Below are 20,868 nucleotides of genomic sequence, written 5' to 3' on the forward strand. Positions count from 1 at the left end.
GAGTGATACTATGAAAGACTTTGATAATCCAAAGTATTATTTTAATCGTGAATTGTCTTGGCTGAAGTTCAACCAACGAGTCTTGCAAGAATCTATCGACAGAAGTAATCCACTCATGGAAAAATTACGATTTTTGACCATTGGCAGTTCTAACTTAGATGAATTTTTTATGATTCGCGTATCTGGACTGCGTCATCAAGAGCAGAGTAATATTATTAAATACGATGCCGCCCATATGGATGCCAAAGCACAATTAAAAGCCATCAGTGAGGCTACGAAAAAATTAGTATCTTTACAATATACCTATTTCCATGATATTTTGAAACGCCTACAAAAAGAAGGTCTACACTTTGTCAAAGTAAAAGACCTAAAAGAAAGTGAATTACGTTGGTTATACCAATATTTTCGCACTCATATTTTTCCAGTCGTTACGCCACTAGCTGTGGATGCGAGCCATCCATTTCCATTCTTGGTGAATAAAACAATAAACTCAGTGGTAAAGATTCACCCTATTCATGATAAAGGCCAAGAGAAGATGGCTATCTTGCCGATTCCCTCTGTATTGAATCGAATTATTGAAGTACCGAATACTGTGCATCGTCACTTCGTTATGTTAGAGGATGTCATCAATTATTATTGTGAAGATTTCTTTGTGGGTCATCATATCGATTCCTTTACCACCTTCCGTGTGACACGTGATGCGGATTTAGACATCGAAGAAGAAGCAACGGATTTACTGCGGGAGATTGAAAAATCTCTTCGCCGTCGTCGCCGTGGGGAAGTGGTACGTGTGGAAGTATGTGAACATTACGATCCACAGTTATTGGAATTTGTCTTACAAGGATTGCAGGCAAAAAAAGAAGCTGTTTATATAGCAGAAGGAATCTTGGACGTAGCCTCTTTTGGAGAGTTTTGCAATTTACCTGGCTACGACCATTTGCGATATCCTGCTTTTACAAGACGAGAACTTCCTTGCGTAACGGAGCAAGGTACTTCAGCTATATTTGATTATATCCGCGAAAAAGATAGACTCTTGCACCATCCATTTGATTCTTTTTCCGTGGTAGAAGAATTTATAGCTAGAGCAGCTGTAGACCCTGATGTACTGGCTATCAAGCAAACCTTGTATCGCGTCAGTGGGGATTCTCCTATCGTAGCCGCGTTGGTGAAAGCAGCAGAACTAGGCAAACAAGTTACCGTGTTGATGGAAGTTAAAGCTCGCTTTGATGAAGAAAATAATATTATTATGGCACGGCGTTTAGAAAAAGCTGGCTGTCATGTTATTTATGGCTTAAGAGGGCTTAAGACGCATTCCAAAATTACTATGGTGGTCCGTAAAGAAGGCGATGTACTACGCCGATATATGCATTTTGCTACAGGCAATTATAATGGGAAGACTGCTAAATATTATACAGACTGTGGCTTATTGACCTGTCGTGAGTCCTATGCAGATGATAGTTCCCTATTCTTTAATACCATCTCTGGATATGCAGAATCACAGCAGTGGCAGCATCTTATTGTAGCTCCATTGACTTTGCGATCGTCTTTAATGGATTTGATTGAGGGAGAAATACGTGCCGTAGAACAAGGTAAGGGCGGGCATATCATTGCAAAGATGAACTCTTTACTAGATAAAGAAATCATTGCTAAGTTATACGAAGCTTCTTGTAAGGGGGTCAAGATTGATCTCATCGTTCGTGGTATATGTACCCTTAGACCGGGGATTGAGGGGGTTAGTGACAATATTACTGTGCGATCCATTGTGGGGCGATTCTTAGAACATCATCGTATTTTATATTTTAAGAATCATAGCGAGAGTCCCTATTATATTTCTAGTGCTGATTGGATGCCACGGAATTTAAATGATCGAGTGGAATTAATGGTTCCTGTAGAAGATATGGCTTTACAGAAAGAATTACAACACATTTTAGAAGTTTACTTAGCGGATAATCAAAAAGCCCATGTCATGCGAGCTGATGGTTCTTATCGTAAGGTCATTGCTAAAGAAGATAAGGTATGTGCCCAACTTTCATTTCTGAATCCTAAGGATATGGAGACAACAGAAGGTATAGCCGCATTAGGCGTGTGGGAGCCAATTTTAGAATTTGACAGTACTGATCATGCTAAGTAAAGGCATAGGACTGGAAATACTTTGCAGCATATTAGATATAAGTATATACCATGTTTTAAAAGATTATGAAAGGTACTCAAAGGATGTCTATATGCGTGAAAATGTAGTGAATAAATAGTCCATGATAGCAGTAAAATAAGATATAATTGATGAAATTAGCTGTAAATAACACGATTCGTGAAATTTATGGCTAATTTTTTTAAATGTACTATGGACAAATTATGATTTTTAGGAATGGGGTATTACTAAAATGCGTATCATATCAATTTTGCATTATCAATAGAACAGGGCTATTTTAAAAATACAATATATACAACCTAATCATAGATTGTATGCTATATGATGCTTATGGATATAGTTATACACATACTTTCTGATGGGTGTCAGTTAAGAGTCTATTATATGTTAAAACTATAGATAATTCAGTAATTATCAAAATGAGAATATTTGAGTATAATTAATAGCTGAATTAATCAAAATGAAATGTCTTTATACAGTGGACTAAAAATGAAGAGAGAATTCATTTTTAAATAAATAATATACTAAAAAATGGCTTTAATAGGAGTTTTTGGAGCGTATGTTTGACTTTATCTATCCATCTATGGTAGAATGCCAACCATGGAGGTAATAGATGACAAATCAATTAATACAGAAAAAGCAAAAAGCAGTGCTTATGCTCACACTGTTACTAGTAGTCTTTGTTACAGTCTCAGGCTTTATGTGGAATCATGGATTCCAAACTACGAAGATAGAAACACGAACAGTAGAAGTGCCAGTAGTGGTACAATATGAACGAGTAGATACTTTACCAAAAGGTGAAGAAAAAGTTTTACAAGAAGGTACAGTAGGACTTGATGAAGTGGAAGAAGAAATTCACTATAAGCAAGGCGATGTGATAGACACAAAAGAATTACAACGTAAAACGATTACTCCAATGCAACCAAAAGTGGTTCAAGTTGGTACTCGAGAAGTAGAAGTCTCACGTTCTTATGATCGTGTGAGAGAAGTCATTACAATGGAGGCTACAGCATACTTGCCAACAGATGGTGGTGGAGATGGTATTACTGCCACAGGTATTCGTGCTCGTCATGGAGTAGTAGCTGTAGATCCTAATGTGATTCCCTTAGGAACACGAGTATATATACCTGGATATGGTGAGGCCATTGCTGCCGATACAGGTGGAGACATTATTGGGAATCGTATTGATGTAGTGTTAGAAGACTATGGATCTGCTATGCAATTTGGACGACGCACAGTAGATGTGTATATCCTTTCTTCTTAGTCTATGTATCTATGGCGTTTTGTTTTTAACTTTATATTGATAGAAGAGCACGGCACATTCCTTCACAAACGGCACTACGTAATGTTTGTTCAGGAACATGCCGTGCTCTTCTGCATGTTTAGACTTTAAAAGTGAACGCCATAGACTACTATGTCTAATTGTGTTCGTCTCGGAGCAGCGTTATTTGGCAATTTTGGGCTATGTGTGGTTTGTTGTTAGGTGCAGTATGATTTGTTAGAGCATGCCATAGGTTTCGATGTATGGTATAATAATAGAATATTATATTGTGGAGGAGCTTATGTTAAAACAAGTCTTGGTGGTTGAGGGAAAATCAGATATTCAACGGGTACAACAAGCCTTAGAGGTGGAGTGTATTGCTACGGAAGGGTTTAATTTGCGTAAGCCTGTGCTCAGTCGGATTAAGGATGCCTATGAAAAGAGGGGGATTATTATTCTGACGGATCCAGATTATGCAGGTGAACGGATTCGACGTTTTTTGACGAAGCGATTCCCTTTGGCTCAGCATGCCTTTGTACCACGTGAAGAAGCCTATGCCAATGATGATATTGGGATTGAGCAGGCAAGTCCTGAATCCATCCGTAAGGCCTTAGAAGTGCTTCACATAGAATCTATGGAATCTTCAGAGTTGTTTACGATGCAAGATTTAGTACAACATGATTTGAGTGGAGGATCTAGCAGTGCTGCTATGAGGGCTCGTATTGGTGCTAAGCTGGGTATAGGCTATGGGAATGGGAAGCAGTTTTTGTATCGATTAAATCATTACGGTATCAGCCGTGAAGCATTTTTTGCGGCACTTTCAGAAGAAGAAATACAGTAGGAGAATACATGATAGAATCAGTCATTGCAAGTCCAGAGGTTGTACATTATATATGTAAACGTTTTGGCATTCAAATGAGTAAAAAATTAGGGCAAAATTTTTTGATTAAGCGCACTGTGGTGGATAAGATTGTGCAGGCTGCGGAATTAGAAGTAGGCGATGTAGTGTTAGAGGTAGGTCCTGGGATTGGTACCTTAACGCAAGGTTTGGCACAAAGTGGGGCTAATGTTACTTCTGTAGAGCTAGATAGACGTTTGTTAGAGGTCTTAGACACGACCCTAGAGGCATACGATAATGTGCGCATCATTCATGGGGACGTATTAAAAGTCAATATCCCAGAATTAATGGACCATAAACCGTTCAAGGTAGTAGCGAACTTACCATACTATATTACGACACCAATTATTATGTCTTTGCTGGAATCTAAATTACCTATTGAACGATTAGTATTAATGGTGCAAAAAGAAGTGGCAGAGCGTATGATTGCTAAGCCAGGTACAAAAATGTATGGCGCTTTATCGGTGGCGGTGCAATATTATACAGACCCATATATTGTCATGGATGTGCCACCTAAGGCGTTTTTACCGGCGCCTGAGGTGACTAGTGCGGTGATTTGTTGTCCATTGCGCAGTGAACCACCTGTGAAAGTCCATAGTGAAGCGTATTTCTTCCGTGCTGTGAAAGCAGGTTTTGCACAACGGCGTAAGACGTTCAGCAACACAATGAAGACCACTGGACTGAGCAAAGAAGCTATCGAAGCCATTTTGGCAAAAGCTAATATTGATGGATCACGTCGTGGAGAGACATTTACCTTAGATGAATTTGCTCGTATCGGTAACGCTTGGTATGAGCTAGATCAAGAAGGATAATATATGTAAAGGTTGGATAAGCAAGGACATATTTGTCTCTAATTGATGAGGAAATAGAGTTCCTATTTTGCGCATGCAACTGACTTCAAAACTTTATAAATAAACAATAAAAAGGACTATACCCAATAGATGGGTATAGTCCTTTTTGTGTACTAGATTATACTAAAGGCGTAAACTGTATGGTTAGCTCCATAGCACGTTGTAGGGTCTGATAGATATAACTTCTTTGTAGAGCGTTATGACAAACAGAAATGAGTGTATCATCATCGGTGTCTGCATATACATAATACGTGATATGACATGCGGTAATAGAAGGGGCTTCCTCATACCCTTTTACACCTAATATGGTTAAGGGCTCGGCTAACGTAAGGTGTATTTTACCTTCTAATTCTTCTATGTCAAGATGAGAGCGTTTTCCTTCGTTGATGATCGTGTGGGCAATGCCACCCATAATAGATGAGGCAAAATAGTTAAGGCTACTCTTAGCATCACCTTGGATATCAAAGTTAACATCACTAGTCACTTGTATGGCATTATTCGCTGTGTATACTTTGAAAGTATCATCCATTAATACACCACGTAAGGATAAGTCGTAATGAGTGGACTCATAGATATCATTCATAATTGGCCCTCAATAGATCTTTGGCTTCTTTGAGACGAGCTAGTTTTTTGTCGATGATATCTAGACTGTTAACTGGACGATTGGCAAAGGTAGCAAATCCACAATCTGGATTGATCCATACACGGTCCTTGGGCAAGAACTGAAGGACTTCTTTCACGCGATTTACAATGCTCTCTAGGGATTCAACTTCGTCCGTTCTAGGATTCATGACACCTAGACCTAGGATACAGTGCTCTCGTAGTTTAGTACTGCTCAGTAAGGAAGAAATTTCTCCTGCTCTAGGCGTGGAAAATTCTAATGTTAAAATATGAGGTAATACCGTTTCAAAGAGCGGCACCAAAGGTGTGTAAGGACCTTTTAATAAAATACTTTCATTACGGCTCCAATTACCACGACAGACGTGAAGTGATACTAAGATACCTTTTTTCTTAGCGTAGGAAACGACAGCCTCTAAGAGTTGTGTAGCAAAGGCTAATTCTTCCGTAGGATCTTTTTTCTCTGACAGAGCAGCACACATGAAAGATCTAGTTTTTCCTTCAGAAAACACAACTTCTGTTAATGCAGGCTCATCAAATTGTACGATATCTACACCGATAGCACTTAAGGCATCAATTTCTTGTTGTAATACCTGGATAATATCTTTTCCTAGTTCTTCTTTGGAAGTATAAAACTTGCTAGATAAGGCGGGTAACCACATAGAACGGGTCATTAAGTAAGGGCCCGGTAAAGTGGCTTTTACTTTTCGATTCGTCATCTCTTTTAAGGCGACCATTTCGTCAGCGACTAGTGGTTTGTGATAGGTAACTTTTCCAGTGCAAATGGCATTCTTAATACTGATAGCAGGTACATCTAAAATCTCTAAAATCTGTTCGAAACCTTGTTTATCTTCGATGTAATCCAACATATCTGCCATGCTCATCATGGTAACTCCTTGTAAACGTTCTGCGATAAAGGACACGTAATTATCACGACGCAGTTCTCCGTTGGTAATGATATCTATATCATTTTTTTCTTGAAGTTCCACAATATATTTTGTTTCCGCATCCAGTAACTCTTCATAGGTGGATGCATCAATCGTTCCTTTTAGTAACTTTCGTTTAGCACCTAGCAGTTCTTTGCTTCTAGGCATGCTACCTAGCAGTGAGATCATAAAGGAGGAAGTATCCATATTATTCTCCGTGAAAGTCATTAAAGAAGTGTAAATATTCGTTCGCCTCTCCAATTTGTTTAAAGCCAGTAGTACGGCCATATACCCATTTTTTAAGACCTTCCATATCCATCATTTCTTTATGATCTGGGTTGTTATAATCCATTTTGTGAAGTACTTCGATGAACTTTTCAAATCTATCTTTTTCAAGATTTGGATGACCAGAGAAAATACAATGATCGAAATGGTCAGTTTTAGATAGGATTGTCACTTGGCTTTCATCTAGTGTGCCATCACCAATCCAAGTGTTGTAGTTTAAATCTAACATCCAAGTAGCATCTACTTCGCCATGTTTTAGAGCCATAGCTGAATCTAACTCACCACCTACATGGTCACCATGAAGACCTACACCGATATCAAAGCGCTTTTCTACATAATCGGTACCAAACTCTAATCCATGAGTATGTAAATGGTTAATTGGAATTAAACGAGCTTGTGGAGAGTCGATAGCGCCAAAGCCAATGGTTTTGCCTTTTAAGTCAGCAAGAGTAGTAATGCCACTATTGTTTTTTACTACTAAATAAGAGCAACGATTTTGGTCAGTATCACGCATAGAACCATCTAAAGCCGTTCCTTTTGTACGAATATGTGTATCTAACCAAGCTAATGGAGAGTTCCAAGCCACATCAATTTCGCCAGCTAATAAACCATCTACTTGTGCTTTGTAATCTTTGTAATACACAGGTTCGATAGGGAATTGTTCATCTTCAAAAAACTTCGCAATAATGCCCCAGATAACAGTTACTTTTGGATTATAGATAACAGCGCCAATTCTTAATTTGTTCATAGGTGTATACCTCATTGTCAATAATACTAGTGAATTAAGTAAAAAGGGGACATGGTAGCTTCCCCTTTTACTTGTTATGTGTATTGTTTTTTATGGTAGTTGTTGTCCTGTAATAGCTTTGCCTAACCATACTGTTAAAACGTCTACACTAGGAGCCATGATATGACTAGCAAAGGAGTCACGTAAATAACGTTCCATATTACCTGCACGGTTATAGGCTTTACCACCACCTACACGCATGCCTAAACGAGCTAATTCAATAGCTGTTTCACTGGCAACAATACGAGCGGATAGTATTTTAGCTAACATGTCGGCATCATTAGCTAAGAAGCTGCGAACTGCTTCGTTGGTGCTAAGGATTGCAGAGTTAGTTTGACTATAAATTTTTGCTAAGTGAATTTGCACAGTTTCAATTTCGCTGAGGGATTTACCATCAGGGTATTTTCTGTTTGTAGTATGGTCAATGGCTTCTGCTAAAATAGCTTCACATAAACCAGTGTACACAGCCGCAAGACCAGTGATGAAGTACGTTGCAACGATCGTGAATACTTGGTCTACGCCAGAACCAGCAGTACCAATACGTAAGCCTTTATCTAATTCCACATCATTGATTTCCATTTGGCAAGATACGTTGCCACGCATGCCAAGGCCATGCCATGTGGACGGTTTGAAATCTAAGCCAGGAGTACCCAATGGGAATACCCAGTTATCAATGCCACCTTCTACGTCAGAAGGAGTGAGGACTAAGTAATAAGAAGCATATTCCGCAGAGGTAACCATGCTTTTTAGACCATTAAATACAACAGATGTATCTTTGAAAGCTGTTTTTACATCAGAAATATAGAAATGAGTGCCCGTACCCAATTCACTGTAAGCTAGAGCCATAAATTTTTCATTTTCGACAATATCCTTGCAAATTCTAGATTTTAGTGCATCATCTGCATAGGAAAGGATACAGTTCAAAGCTACATTATGCATCATATAGCATAATGCGACAGTGGCGCTAGATTTAGCAAAAGCACGGCATGCTTCTGCATGTTCTTTCATTGTTTTTCCTAAGCCACCTAACTCTGTAGGAATCATCAATTTGAAATATCCAGCTTTTCCTAATTCTTTAAATACTTCCTCAGGGAAGCGCTCTTGTTCATCAATCTCTCTAGCAATTGGATCGATAAATTGTTCTGCAAATTGTCTAGCTTCATTATAAAAGTTACTCATACTATGTCCCTCCACATATTAGAATATAATAACTAAAATTATTATATCATAGTGCTATTTCATAAAAAAGATAGAAAGTATGATAAAAATGTATAAATTAAAAAGACAGTCCTTGCAAGCAAAGACTGTCTTTTGAGCAATCATTAGATTAATTTTGCCATAAATGTGATTAAGAATGCGTTAGTAAAGTCGATGAGGAAGGCACCTACTAAGGATACGACTAACCATGCTTTTGGAGATGGGCCGTATTTAGAAGCCAAGGACAACATGTTTACTAAAGCATTTGGTGTAGCACCTAGACCGAAACCAATAGCACCAGCACCTAACATAACGGAATCGTAGTTGCGTTTGAACAACCAGTAGATTAAGTATGCGAAGATAGTAATCAACACCATTTGTGCAGCTAGGATTGCCATTAATGGTAATGCTAAATCTACTAATTGTGCTAATTTCAAGCTATTGATGGCCATTGTAACGAAGATACTTAAGGAAACATTAGAAACAGCATCTAGTGCAGCACTGTTGATTGTAATATGACCAGTGAAGTCAGCATAATTTCGGATACATGCACCGACGATCATTGCCCCGATGTAAGCTGGTAATGGACCAAATACGGAAGATAGAAGGGCACTCACAAGTGTACCGAGACCAAGAGAAATACCTACGAAAGCAATGACATGCATCAAGGAATGTAAGTCGAATAATTTACTTTCACTATCGGATTCATTAATATCAATACCGTCAGCTTCTAATAACTCAGGATGATCCACTGGAGTAGGGACATTGTGCATTTTGATGATGCGGTCACCTACAGGAGCACCTAATAATGTGCCAGCTACCATACCGAAGGTAGCGGCTGCTATAGCAGCGGAAGCCACACCAGGGATACCTGTTAATTCTTCAAAGTGAGGACCGAAGGCACCTGCTGTACCAAGACCGCCCATCATAGAAACGGAACCAGCCATAATACCAAAGATTGGCTCAATACCCATTGCTTTCGCAATTAAGATGCCAGCGCCATTTTGGAAGACAATCCAGATAGTACACACAATCCAGAAGAAGATAATAGCGACGCCACCTTTTTTAAGTACGTTTAGACTTGCCATAAGACCGATAGTGGTAAAGAAAGCCAACATTAAGAATGATTGCAAAGCACCATCGAAGGTAATGTTTACAATTTTATAATAAGATAAGAATGCACATAAGAATGCAAATGGTAAACCACCTACGGCTGGTGCAGGCATGCTCACACGCTGTAAAAATGGAGAATGTTTTTTGATAAATTCCCCTAAATACAATGTGACAATAGCTAATGCCACCGTTTGAATCATGGACAGTTTTAATGTCCAGATTCCATTGACTAGACTCAAGTCGATAAGACCTTTCATAGTACAACCCCCTTTGGAATAAGAAGCACATTAGATAAAACTTATGTCTTTATCATAGCATGAAATAGGGGTGTTCGTCATAGTGATTTTTGGCACTATAGTGCTTTGTATGCGCTCTTTTCATAGATAGTAAATACAATAGAAAATAGATTAATTGTAAACAATGACAGTATAAATTCTATAGAATGTAGAGAAATAAGTAGATAGTGGCATATAGATAATAATGCATGATGTATACATACCAATATTATAATGAAAAAAAATCATAAAATTAATGCAAAAAAAGTATAATAATAAAAGGAAATATGATGAATAATTCTATTACTATATGTCAAACTTATGAAAAATAACTGATAAGTTTAGCGAAGTGTGGTACTATAATAAGGATAGATTTACATCGCTATTTTAATTTTTATGTATTAAGTAAAGTTACTGACACGTGAGGTTAATGTGAAACGAATTATTTTAGGTATACTAGGGCTAATTGTGGTCATCGGTATATATTTAGGAATACAGTATCAGCGATCTTGGGATTACAAAGCTGTAGGTGTACCAGTTTTAAATTATCATCGAATCGATACAGGTATACGTCATTCTTTGGTGGTTCCCCCAGAAGAGTTTAAGAAACAAATGCAATATCTCCATGATGAGGGATATCATACAATTACTATGGATGAGTTATATGATTACATGACAAAGGGAACGGAATTACCTGATAAACCAGTTCTCATTACATTTGATGATGGCTATATTGATAACTATAAGTACGCATTCCCTATTTTAAAAGAATACAATATGAAAGCTACCTTGTTTATGATTACTAGTGCATTTGGTGAAAGTCGCTTTGTCAATGTAGAACAGTTGAAAGAAATGCAAGCTAATGGAATCGATATCCAAAGCCATACGGTGAATCATAAAGACTTGCGAAGTATGTCCCTAGACCAAGCACGTGATGAATTGATTGGCTCAAAAGCGGTGTTAGAAGATCGTATGAAGCATCCTGTTCGTTACATTGCGTATCCAGGTGGGTTTTCCAATAAAGATATAGATAGGATAGCAGAAGAAAGTGGGTATCGTATGGCTTTTACAGTACAAGCAGGGAATGTAGAGTCAGGACAGAATCTATTTAATTTGCCACGACAAGCTGTATTCTTCAATGACACACCATTTCAAAACTTTTGGGTTCGCCTTCATTATCCATGGGAAAATGCTTTTATGTGGCGTATTCATGATAAATTGTTAGAATGGAATTTAAAAGGATTAGCAGATTTGGAACCGTTGTTTTAGGAATATTTCCAGATACTGAAATGACATACAACTAGGAAGAATACATAATATATAACACATATATGGATCAAATTAAAACCGCCTAGATGATACAAGATAGTATCGCCTAGGCGGTTTTTATGTTTACTATACATGTGGTGAACCAATAAGAACAACCACATCGATAGGAATACGATTTTAGTTGTATTCGTACTTATGCTTCTATTTTAGGGGTATGTAAGAAGGTAACATCTGGATTACGCTCTACAACCCAACCCATTTGCCATTCATTGGAGATTAGAACGACAAGACGACCACGATTATCTTTTACGATCATGGCATTGTCCATACCTTTTAAGCTGTTTACATCTACTTCACCATCGATCCAACGGGCTACGCCATATGGTAAGGAGTTGTTCACAAGATCAACGCCGTATTCGTGTTTCAAGCGATATTGTAATACTTCAAATTGAAGCATACCTACAGCACCTACCACGAAAGAATCCATAGAGTAGAGCGGTTCAAAGATTTGTACAGCCCCTTCTTGCGCTAATTGAGTCATACCTTTTAGGAATTGTTTCCGTTTCATAGAATCTTTTGGTGTCACACGAGCAAAAAATTCTGGAGGGAACACAGGGAAGTCACTGAATGTCACTTTGTGATTGGATGCACATAAGCTATCACCTACACCCATAGTACCTGCATCGAAGACACCAATGATGTCCCCTGGATAGGCTTCATCAATGATAGTGCGCTCTGTGGCTAAGAATTGCTGTGGTTGAGATAAGCGTAAGGTTTTACCAGATTGTTGGTGAAGTATATTCATGCCTTTTTCAAACTTACCAGAACAAATGCGCATGAATACAATGCGGTCATGATGGTTCGGATTCATGTTGGCTTGGATCTTAAAAACGAAGGCAGAGAAATCTTCAGACGTAGGTTCTACCGTTTCCTCACGGGCTACACGTGGGGCTGGCATAGGAGCTAACTCCAAGAATTTTTCAAGGAATGGTTTAACCCCAAAGTTTGTCATCGCAGAACCGAAGAACATAGGTGTTAATTCACCAGCTTTTACTTTGTCTAAATCAAAAGCATCACCAGCCACGTCGAGAAGTTCAATGTCATCGATTAAGGATTGATGCACCTCTTCTCCTAATAGCTCACGGAATGCTGGGTCGTGCACATCGCCTTTGGTGGAAGCTAGCTTTTTTTGACCATGGGATTCGTCTTTTTCAAATAATTCTACAGTATTCGTTTCCCGGTCATATACCCCTTGATACTCGCCGTTGATGCCCACAGGCCAGTTCATAGGAACCGCACGAATGCCAAGAGAGTTTTCAATTTCTTCCATCAAGTCAAATGGATTGCGTCCGAAATGGTCAATCTTGTTGACGAAGGTAAAAATAGGAATGCCACGTTCTTTACAAACGGCGAATAGTTTTTTCGTCTGCGCTTCCACACCTTTTGCTACGTCGATCAACATGACAGCGCTATCTGCTGCCATTAAGGTGCGGTAGGTATCTTCAGAGAAGTCTTGGTGACCAGGCGTATCTAGGATGTTCACACGATGACCATCGTAATCGAATTGCAATACAGAACTCGTCACAGAGATACCACGTTGCTTTTCAATTTCCATCCAGTCAGATACGGCATATTTTTGTGTTTTTCTAGATTTAACAGACCCTGCCAAGTGGATAGCACCACCGTATAGCAAAAGCTTTTCCGTCAATGTTGTTTTACCCGCATCTGGGTGAGAAATGATGGCGAACGTACGGCGCCGAGTTACTTCTTCTAAAAATGTCATAATTCACCTCTATAAATACATGTGTATGTTATATACTTTCATATCTTTAAAATTATATACTATTTGAACCCTCCCTGTATAGGATATGATACTGAAAGTTGAAAAACGGCGGATATGGTTATGAATAAGATAAGTCATAGGTTTGTAAAATTCTGTGCAAAAGTAGCACTGATAGGAAGTTTTAAAGGAGTATGAAAGATAGCGAGAGAAGTATGAGGTTAGAAAGTATTGTGGTTTAAAATGAGAGCTCCTACATTATCAGTATTATATGATCTGAGTAATGGGGGAGTAAATTTTTCTAAATGGAAGTTAAGAAATGGAGGTCTGTTTAATTATTTAGCTCATTCGTAGTATAATGAAAGTTAATGTAGAGAAGATTTATTATAGAATAATGTAATACATGAGTAGTAAACAGTAATGGATAGGAAAAGGGAGCATATGCGTTTATTTATTGCGGAAAAGCCTAGCGTAGGGCGAGAGTTAAGCCAAGTGTTGCCCAATTCACAGAATGCTAAGCGACATGATGGGTATATCGTACAAGGTGATGATGTGATTACTTGGGCCTTTGGTCATATGCTAGAACAAGTAGAGCCAGGTGAGTATGATGAGAAATATAAATTTTGGAGATTTGAATCCTTGCCAATTTTGCCCACCTCTTGGAAATTAAAAATTAAATCATCGAGTGCTAAGCAGTTTAAGGTTATTAGTGATTTAATCAAAAAAGCAACGACCATTGTGAATGCAGGTGACCCAGATAGAGAAGGGCAATTGTTGATAGACGAAATGCTCGATTATTTGGGTAACACTAAGCCAGTAGAGCGTATTCTACTGAATGCGTTAGATGAAAAATCTATGCGTTACGCTTTAGAGCATATGCAGGATAATAAGAAATATCAACCTTTAAAAGATTCTGCCTTAGCGCGATCCCGTGCGGATTGGTTGATGGGGATGAATTTATCTCGGGCCTATACGTTAGAGCAACAGCATTTAGGAAACAAAGTGACCTTTCCGATTGGTCGTGTGAAAACACCAACTTTGGCACTGGTGGTACGGAGAGAACGTGAGCTACAAAACTTTGTGCCTGTAGAATATTACGTGTTGCAAGTACAATATGGTCATGAAAAGGGAGATTTTTGGGCCACTTGGAAACCGAAAGATACGCAGCAAGGATTGGACCCTGATGGGCATATGCTGGATCAGACTATTCTTAATGACTTGCGTGACCGTTTGATGCAATCCCCAGAAGGTACAGTTTCTTTAGTGGAAAAGAAAAAGAAAAAGGAAGGACAACGGTTGCCTTTTTCCTTATCATCACTACAAATTGTGGCGGGTAAGCTATATAACTATACGCCACAGGAAGTATTGGACATCGCACAGAAACTATATGAGAAGAAATATACATCCTATCCCCGTTCAGACTGTGAATATTTGCCAGTGAACCAACTTTCAGATGGAAAAGCAATCCTGTCAAATTTGGTCAACATGGGACATAAGGAATTAGCTGCATGGGCAAAGGATAGTAATCCTGCTATTAAAAGCCGTGCCTGGAATGATAGTAAGGTTACGGCCCATCATGCCATTATTCCGACCACTGTACGTTGCCCACTGCATACCTTATCCAAAGGGGAGCAAAATATTTATTTCCTCATTGCGCAAGCCTATATAGCACAATTTTACCAAGAGCATGTATATGAGCATACTCGTATCGAAGTGACGCACCAAGAGGAACTGTTTACCACAACGGGACGTGTCGTTATAGATTTGGGATGGAAAGCATTATATAAAAAGGTAAAATCCACGGAAGAATCAGAAGAAAATCAAGAGGATGAAGAAAAGTCATTGCCCCCTGTACGTAAAGGGGATGCTGTAACAGCGAAGGATAGCAAGGTGGACCAACGGAAAACAAAGCCACCAAGCCGCTTTACTTCAGCAACCTTGGTGCAGGCAATGAAGGAAATTCACAAATATGTAAAAGATGAAGAGTTAAAAAAACAATTAAAAGATGTATCCGGTATCGGCACAGAGGCGACACGGGCTACGATTATTGAAGATTTAATCCATAATAAAAAGAACCCTTTCCTTAAAGAAGAAGGAAAAAAGAAAATTTTAATTCCTACAGAGTCTGCCTATACCTTGGTAGATGCATTGCCAGATTCCTTGCTGTACCCTGATGCGACGGCACAGTGGGAAGAGCGCTTAGCAAAAATGAGCGAAGGAATTGAACGGATTGATGTGTTTTTAGAAGACCAAACAAAATTCGTTGTACAACTGATTGAGGAAGTAAAACGACGGGTAGGAAATACAGCTAAGACAGCTATGCCTAAGTCGTTGACAGGTGGCAAAAGAACGGGACCGAACCGGACCTCTTCCATAGCGCAACAAACAGGACGATCTTGTCCAAAGTGTAAAATAGGGGAGTTGCTCCTACGGAAAGGAAAGTTTGGGGAGTTTTATGGATGTTCTGGGTTCCCTACATGCAAATACACGGAAAATGTATTATCACCAAAGGAAGATGTATCAGGAGCTAGGGAACCAAGAGTTACCAAGGCAAACATGTCATCAATGACTAAAGTGTCGATGCCACAAGGACCTAGGGAAGAGATAATGCCTCCCATACCATTGTCGGATGGAAAAGTATTGGATGATACACATAAGGAATATACGTGTCCACGATGTAAACGGGGCTACCTAATACAGTATGAGTCACAACCTGAACCAGTTTGGAAATGTAGCGAAGGTCAAGCTTGCCGCACAAGTTGTGCCGATGTAGCGGGAAAACCAGCTATCTATGCGAATCGGAAGTAACTACATGTATTCGGCATAGTGGGTATATCAATATAAGGGACGCCTTTTTGCTGAGTAGAATATAAAAAATAGAGGAAAGTTGATGCTTTTGGTTCAACTTTCCTCTATTTTATATGTGGGCTATTTTGTTACCGTCCCTTGTATTGGGGCTGTTTGGTTATAGCCTTTTTTGTAATATACTGTTAAGCAACGGACACCTCTCTTAGAAGAACCGTCTGCCGGTACTAGAAACTTATCGTTTACCTCGACCACGATTGCTAGAGCCACTAGATTTTGTACGGCGTACCCGTGTGTTGGCCCCTTTATGACCACGAGCTTTGTGAGCTTTTGCTTTCGTCGCTTGGTAGGTACTTTTAATTTTAGGTTTCTTGCTAGCAGTTTCCTTCTTAGGCGCTAAGCCAGAACCTTTTGTTTTCACCTGTCCATCCTTGGTGTATTTTGTCAAAGTAGCTTGGATGGATCGTTCGATGCGGCGTACCCAAATTTCTTCAGCTGGCGTAGCAAAGGTTACGGCAATACCAGTGGAGCCAGCACGACCAGTACGGCCGATGCGATGGATGTAATAATCCATGTCGTGCGGTACATCAAAGTTGTATACGTGGCTAACACCTTCAATATCGATACCACGAGCGGCAATGTCGGTAGCTACTAAAATAGGGGGATTGCCTTTAGCAAATTCTTTCAAGACTTGCGTACGACGGCCCTGTGTCATATCTCCATGAATTTCACCAAGCTCTACACCTTTGCGAGCTAAATCGTAGGAGAGTTTAATGGCTCCCTCTTTGGTGTTACAGAATACGATAGCTAGATATGGATTGTCTGCCTCCAGCATCGCCACAAGACGGTTTACTTTGTCTTGCTCTTCCATCATGTATACTTTTTGTTCAATCGTATCGAGGGTAATATTTTCCCCTTGGACAGTGACGGACGTCGGTTTTTGCATATAGGCTTTTGCTAAGTTGCGGATTTTATCAGGTATCGTAGCAGAGAACATCAACAATTGACGTTTGCCATCAGTGCCACTGATGAGCTTTTCAATGTCTGGCAAGAACCCCATGTGAAGCATTTGGTCCGCTTCGTCCAACACAACACGGCGGATGGAGTTCAAGTGTAACGTACCACGGTTGACGTGATCCAGCAAACGACCAGGTGTACCAATGATGACATGAGGACGGCGTCCTAGTTTTTGCAATTGCCCTTCTATCGTTCTACCTCCAATGAGAGGTAATACGTCTACTCCCAAGATTGCACCCAAGTGACGAGCTTCCTCTGCAATTTGCTGGATAAGCTCACGAGTAGGGGCGATGATGAGCGCTTGCTCCTGTTGTACATCTACGTGGATGCGTTGCAATAATGGCAACAAGAAAGCCAAGGTTTTGCCTGTCCCTGTTTGGGCTTTGGCGATGACATCTTGGCCTTTAAAGATGAGAGGAATCGACTTTTCTTGGATGGGGGTCGGTTCTTTTACGCCCACCTTTTGTAATGCTTGTATGAGTTCCGGCACGATGCCTAAGGATTGAAATGATTTCATAATATATCTCCGTTTCTAAATGACTTAATAGTACCATTATATCATATTTCTATATAGGTGGGTCTGTGAAAGTTCTTTCACATAGGAAAGGAACAATAGGAAATAGATGGTCTAGTTATAAATAAATGGAGACAAGTCAAGAGAAGTAAGCCACAGAATACGCTATAAAATATAAGGTTTAGAGAATAGATAATGAGAAACATATAGTTTATATATCATTATTATTTGCATAACGAAATTGATAATGATAAAAAGGCATGCAGAGTATATACCTATAGAACAATGTATTCATTTAGTGTGGCACTTGATAAAAATAGATTTATAATTTTACGAAAAGCTAAAAATAAAATGAGATTCCTTATTGATTATTTTCAATAATGTGCTATAATGTAAATATTACTCATATAACTATATATGATAGGTTTGGTTGTTATGTTTTATATGTAGGAGGTGTACTATGGTTAAGAAGCTATCCGAGATGAAACCAGGTGAAGTTGGTACTGTTGTAGCAGTCAATGGAGCTGGCAACATCAAGCATCGTTTGGTGGACATGGGTGTTGTACCAGGCACAGCAGTGCGTGTTATGAAGTATGCGCCATTAGCAGACCCAGTGGAAATCAAAGTGAAAAACTTCGAATTATCACTACGCGTAAGTGAAGCACAAATGATTGATATTGAAGTCTAATAAGGAGAATTGCTAAGATGGCAGACAACACACATACCAAGATTCAGGTTGCTTTAGCGGGTAACCCTAACTGTGGTAAAACAAGTATTTTTAACAATATGACGGGATCCCGTCAACACGTAGGTAACTACGCAGGTGTTACAGTAGAGAAAAAAGTTGGGGAAACGAAAATTGATGGTCATGACATTGAAATCATCGACTTACCAGGTACATACTCCTTAACAGCACGTTCTCTTGATGAATTGGCAGCACGTAACGTTATCATCAATGAAGATCCAGAATTGATTGCCAATGTAGTGGATGCGTCCAATCTAGAACGTAACCTGTACTTAACAGCACAATTAATTGAACTAGAACAACCATTGCTACTTGTTTTGAACATGGTAGACGTGGCAAAAGAAATGGGTTTAAAGTTCAATAATAAAAAATTAGAAGAATTAACAGGTTCCACAGTAGTAGAAACTATCGGCCGTGTTAATAAAGGTACAGAAGGTGCGCTACGTGGCATCGTGAAAGTATCTAAAGAACGCAAAATCCCTAATGTTCGCGTTAACTATGGCGAAGTATTAGAGCCAGCTATCGCAGAATTAGAAGCAGAAGTAGCGAAACTTGACACTGGTCGTTATCCACATCGCTGGGTAGCTATCAAGTTATTAGAACAAGATACAGATATCTTAGAAAAAGTACAAGAATTAGACAAATCTGGTGCCGTGTTGAGCAAAGCAGAAGCATTGCGTACAGAATTGAATAAATCTGTAGACATGGATATCGTGTTCCAAGAATACCGTCACCGTTTTGCAGTAGACGTATTCAACGGCGTACTAGAAGTAGTACCTGAGCATAAAGATACCAAATCCGACAACATCGATAAAATCTTAACGAATCGTTGGTTAGGGATTCCTATCTTCTTATGCATCATGTGGGTTATGTTCTACTTAGTTATCAACATAGCAGAATATCCTAAAGGATGGTTGGAAGACGCATTCAAATTATTAACAGATTTCATCGGGGCTAATTTAGAAGATGGATTGTTAAAATCTTTATTGAATGACGGTATCATCGGTGGTGTAGGGGCTGTTATTAGCTTTATCCCACATATCGTTCTATTATTCGTATCTATTTCCTTCTTAGAAGATACTGGTTACATGGCTCGTGCGGCATTTGTTATCGACCGTGTGATGCGTGGTGTAGGTTTACATGGTAAATCTTTCATCCCTATGTTATTGGGCTTTGGTTGTAACGTACCATCCATCATGGGTGCTCGTATCCTTGACAACCCAAGAGACCGTATGATTACGATCTTAGTATCTCCATTTATGAGTTGTAGTGCTCGTTTGCCAGTATATACATTATTAGCATCAGCATTCTTCCCACCAGAAGATGCACCAACGATCTTGTTAGGTATCTATACATTGGGTATCGTCGTAGCCGTTGTAACTGCAAAAGTACTTCGTACGTATGTATTTAAAGGTGAAGCAGAACCATTCGTAATGGAAATGCCTCCATACCATATGCCAACACTTCGTTCCGTAGGCATTCATATGTGGGAACGTTCCGTGATGTACCTTAAAAAAGCAGGTACATTCATCTTGGCATCATCCATCTTGATTTGGTTCTTAACATCCTTCCCACAAGATGTAGAATACTCTCAAGACTATGATGCAGCGAAAGCAGAAGTAACAGCTATGCATGAGCAAACAGCTGCTACAATTCTTGATGAAGCACAATTAGCAAATGACGAAGATAAAGATAAAGTCACTGCTATTTATGATCAAATGCTTGCCTTAGATGAAGAGCATAAAGGTGATCCGCCAGCTGAAGAGGAAGAACCTGCATACTTTGAAGCGTTAAAAGCTGACGAATTATATCCAGTAGCTTGGACTTTATATGTAAACCATAAAGCAGAAGAAGATGAAGTCAAAGCATTAGATCTTCAACAAGGTAAAGAAAAAATTGAACAATCCTATGCAGCTGAATTAGGACGTTTTATTCAACCTATAATGGAACCACTTGGATTTAACTGGCGTATAAACATTGCCGTAATAGCCGCAGTAGCAGCGAAAGAAGTAATGGTAAGTACATTAGGTACTATTTACGCGATCGAAGCAAGTGAAGATGACTCCACATCCTTAGAAGAATTCTTGGCTAATGATCCAGACTTCAACCCAGCCATCGGTTTAGCTTTGATGGTATTTGCCTTGTTATACTTACCATGCTTGGCGACTATGGCTGTATTAAAACGTGAAACTGACTCCTGGAAATGGTTCGGTGCCGTATTTGCTTACACTAGTATCCTAGCTTGGGTGGGTGCGTACATTGCAGTTCATCTTGGACGTGCTTTAGGTTTGGGCTAATCAATATTGATAGTAAACAAACAATATAATTGAGATTGAGAAAAGTTTTATTTCAAAAATTCATTGATATTATGCGGTTTG

The 20,868-nt window shown here is 39.2% G+C and carries 15 protein-coding genes; 8 read left to right on the forward strand and 7 right to left on the reverse strand.

Features of this window, described 5'->3' with window-relative positions:
• The first annotated feature begins 10 nt into the window (after nucleotides 1–10).
• From ppk1 to rsmA, 4 genes are all read left to right on the forward strand, one after another.
• Complete coding sequence (gene ppk1, locus EO114_RS02695) at nucleotides 11–2,131, forward strand: polyphosphate kinase 1 (protein ID WP_127061368.1); 2,121 nt, start codon at nucleotides 11–13, stop codon at nucleotides 2,129–2,131.
• Between the two features lie 631 nt (nucleotides 2,132–2,762).
• Nucleotides 2,763–3,413 carry a G5 and 3D domain-containing protein gene (locus EO114_RS02700; protein ID WP_127061371.1) on the forward strand — a complete coding sequence of 217 codons (651 nt, stop codon included), beginning with the start codon at nucleotides 2,763–2,765 and terminating at the stop codon, nucleotides 3,411–3,413.
• Nucleotides 3,414–3,711: 298 nt separating this feature from the next.
• Nucleotides 3,712–4,251, forward strand: coding sequence for a ribonuclease M5 (rnmV, locus tag EO114_RS02705; RefSeq protein ID WP_127061373.1), 540 nt, complete (start codon nucleotides 3,712–3,714; stop codon nucleotides 4,249–4,251).
• An 8-nt stretch (nucleotides 4,252–4,259) separates the two neighbouring features.
• Entirely contained in the window at nucleotides 4,260–5,120 is an 861-nt protein-coding gene (gene rsmA, locus EO114_RS02710) for a 16S rRNA (adenine(1518)-N(6)/adenine(1519)-N(6))-dimethyltransferase RsmA (RefSeq protein ID WP_127061375.1), read from the forward strand.
• A gap of 157 nt (nucleotides 5,121–5,277) precedes the next feature.
• Here rsmA and EO114_RS02715 read toward each other — a convergent pair whose 3' ends face one another.
• The 5 genes from EO114_RS02715 to EO114_RS02735 form a co-directional block, all read right to left on the reverse strand.
• A complete protein-coding gene (locus EO114_RS02715) occupies nucleotides 5,278–5,742 on the reverse strand; it encodes an OsmC family protein (protein ID WP_127061378.1) in 465 nt (154 codons plus the stop codon).
• Nucleotides 5,735–6,871 (reverse strand): cobalamin-independent methionine synthase II family protein, encoded by a 1,137-nt coding sequence (locus EO114_RS02720; protein ID WP_206168660.1) that lies wholly within the window; start codon nucleotides 6,869–6,871, stop codon nucleotides 5,735–5,737. Before EO114_RS02720 ends, EO114_RS02715 begins: the two co-directional genes overlap by 8 nt.
• A gap of 40 nt (nucleotides 6,872–6,911) precedes the next feature.
• Nucleotides 6,912–7,736, reverse strand: a complete 825-nt coding sequence (locus tag EO114_RS02725; protein ID WP_127061382.1) for a phosphate/phosphite/phosphonate ABC transporter substrate-binding protein — start codon at nucleotides 7,734–7,736, stop codon at nucleotides 6,912–6,914.
• A 90-nt stretch (nucleotides 7,737–7,826) separates the two neighbouring features.
• Entirely contained in the window at nucleotides 7,827–8,954 is a 1,128-nt protein-coding gene (locus EO114_RS02730) for an acyl-CoA dehydrogenase family protein (protein ID WP_127061384.1), read from the reverse strand.
• Nucleotides 8,955–9,097: 143 nt separating this feature from the next.
• The gene (locus EO114_RS02735; protein ID WP_009372238.1) at nucleotides 9,098–10,342 is read right to left on the reverse strand and encodes a sodium/glutamate symporter; all 1,245 of its coding nucleotides are present in this window, start codon (nucleotides 10,340–10,342) and stop codon (nucleotides 9,098–9,100) included.
• A gap of 450 nt (nucleotides 10,343–10,792) precedes the next feature.
• On the opposite strand from EO114_RS02735, the gene EO114_RS02740 reads away from it, so the two are divergent.
• On the forward strand, nucleotides 10,793–11,629 hold the full coding sequence (locus EO114_RS02740; RefSeq protein WP_127061386.1) for a polysaccharide deacetylase family protein: 837 nt from the start codon (nucleotides 10,793–10,795) through the stop codon (nucleotides 11,627–11,629).
• A 193-nt stretch (nucleotides 11,630–11,822) separates the two neighbouring features.
• On the opposite strand, the gene EO114_RS02745 is transcribed toward EO114_RS02740, so the two are convergent.
• Nucleotides 11,823–13,412: a peptide chain release factor 3 gene (locus EO114_RS02745; protein ID WP_127061388.1), complete on the reverse strand. Its 1,590-nt coding sequence runs from the start codon at nucleotides 13,410–13,412 to the stop codon at nucleotides 11,823–11,825.
• 438 nt (nucleotides 13,413–13,850) lie between these two features.
• Here EO114_RS02745 and EO114_RS02750 point away from each other — a divergent pair, with 438 nt between their 5' ends.
• Nucleotides 13,851–16,217, forward strand: coding sequence for a DNA topoisomerase 3 (locus tag EO114_RS02750; RefSeq protein ID WP_127061390.1), 2,367 nt, complete (start codon nucleotides 13,851–13,853; stop codon nucleotides 16,215–16,217).
• 232 nt (nucleotides 16,218–16,449) lie between these two features.
• Here the strand turns inward: EO114_RS02750 and EO114_RS02755 are convergent, their stop codons facing one another.
• On the reverse strand, nucleotides 16,450–17,748 hold the full coding sequence (locus EO114_RS02755; protein ID WP_127061393.1) for a DEAD/DEAH box helicase: 1,299 nt from the start codon (nucleotides 17,746–17,748) through the stop codon (nucleotides 16,450–16,452).
• Between the two features lie 457 nt (nucleotides 17,749–18,205).
• Between EO114_RS02755 and EO114_RS02760 the strand changes: the two genes are divergently transcribed.
• Together EO114_RS02760 and feoB are read left to right on the forward strand one after the other, a co-directional pair.
• Nucleotides 18,206–18,433, forward strand: a complete 228-nt coding sequence (locus tag EO114_RS02760) for a FeoA family protein (RefSeq protein ID WP_127061396.1) — start codon at nucleotides 18,206–18,208, stop codon at nucleotides 18,431–18,433.
• A gap of 17 nt (nucleotides 18,434–18,450) precedes the next feature.
• A complete protein-coding gene (feoB, locus tag EO114_RS02765) occupies nucleotides 18,451–20,787 on the forward strand; it encodes a ferrous iron transport protein B (protein WP_127061399.1) in 2,337 nt (778 codons plus the stop codon).
• Nucleotides 20,788–20,868: the final 81 nt, after the last annotated feature.

The organism is Veillonella sp. 3627 (genome assembly GCF_003992195.1).
Lineage (GTDB): Bacteria > Bacillota > Negativicutes > Veillonellales > Veillonellaceae > F0422.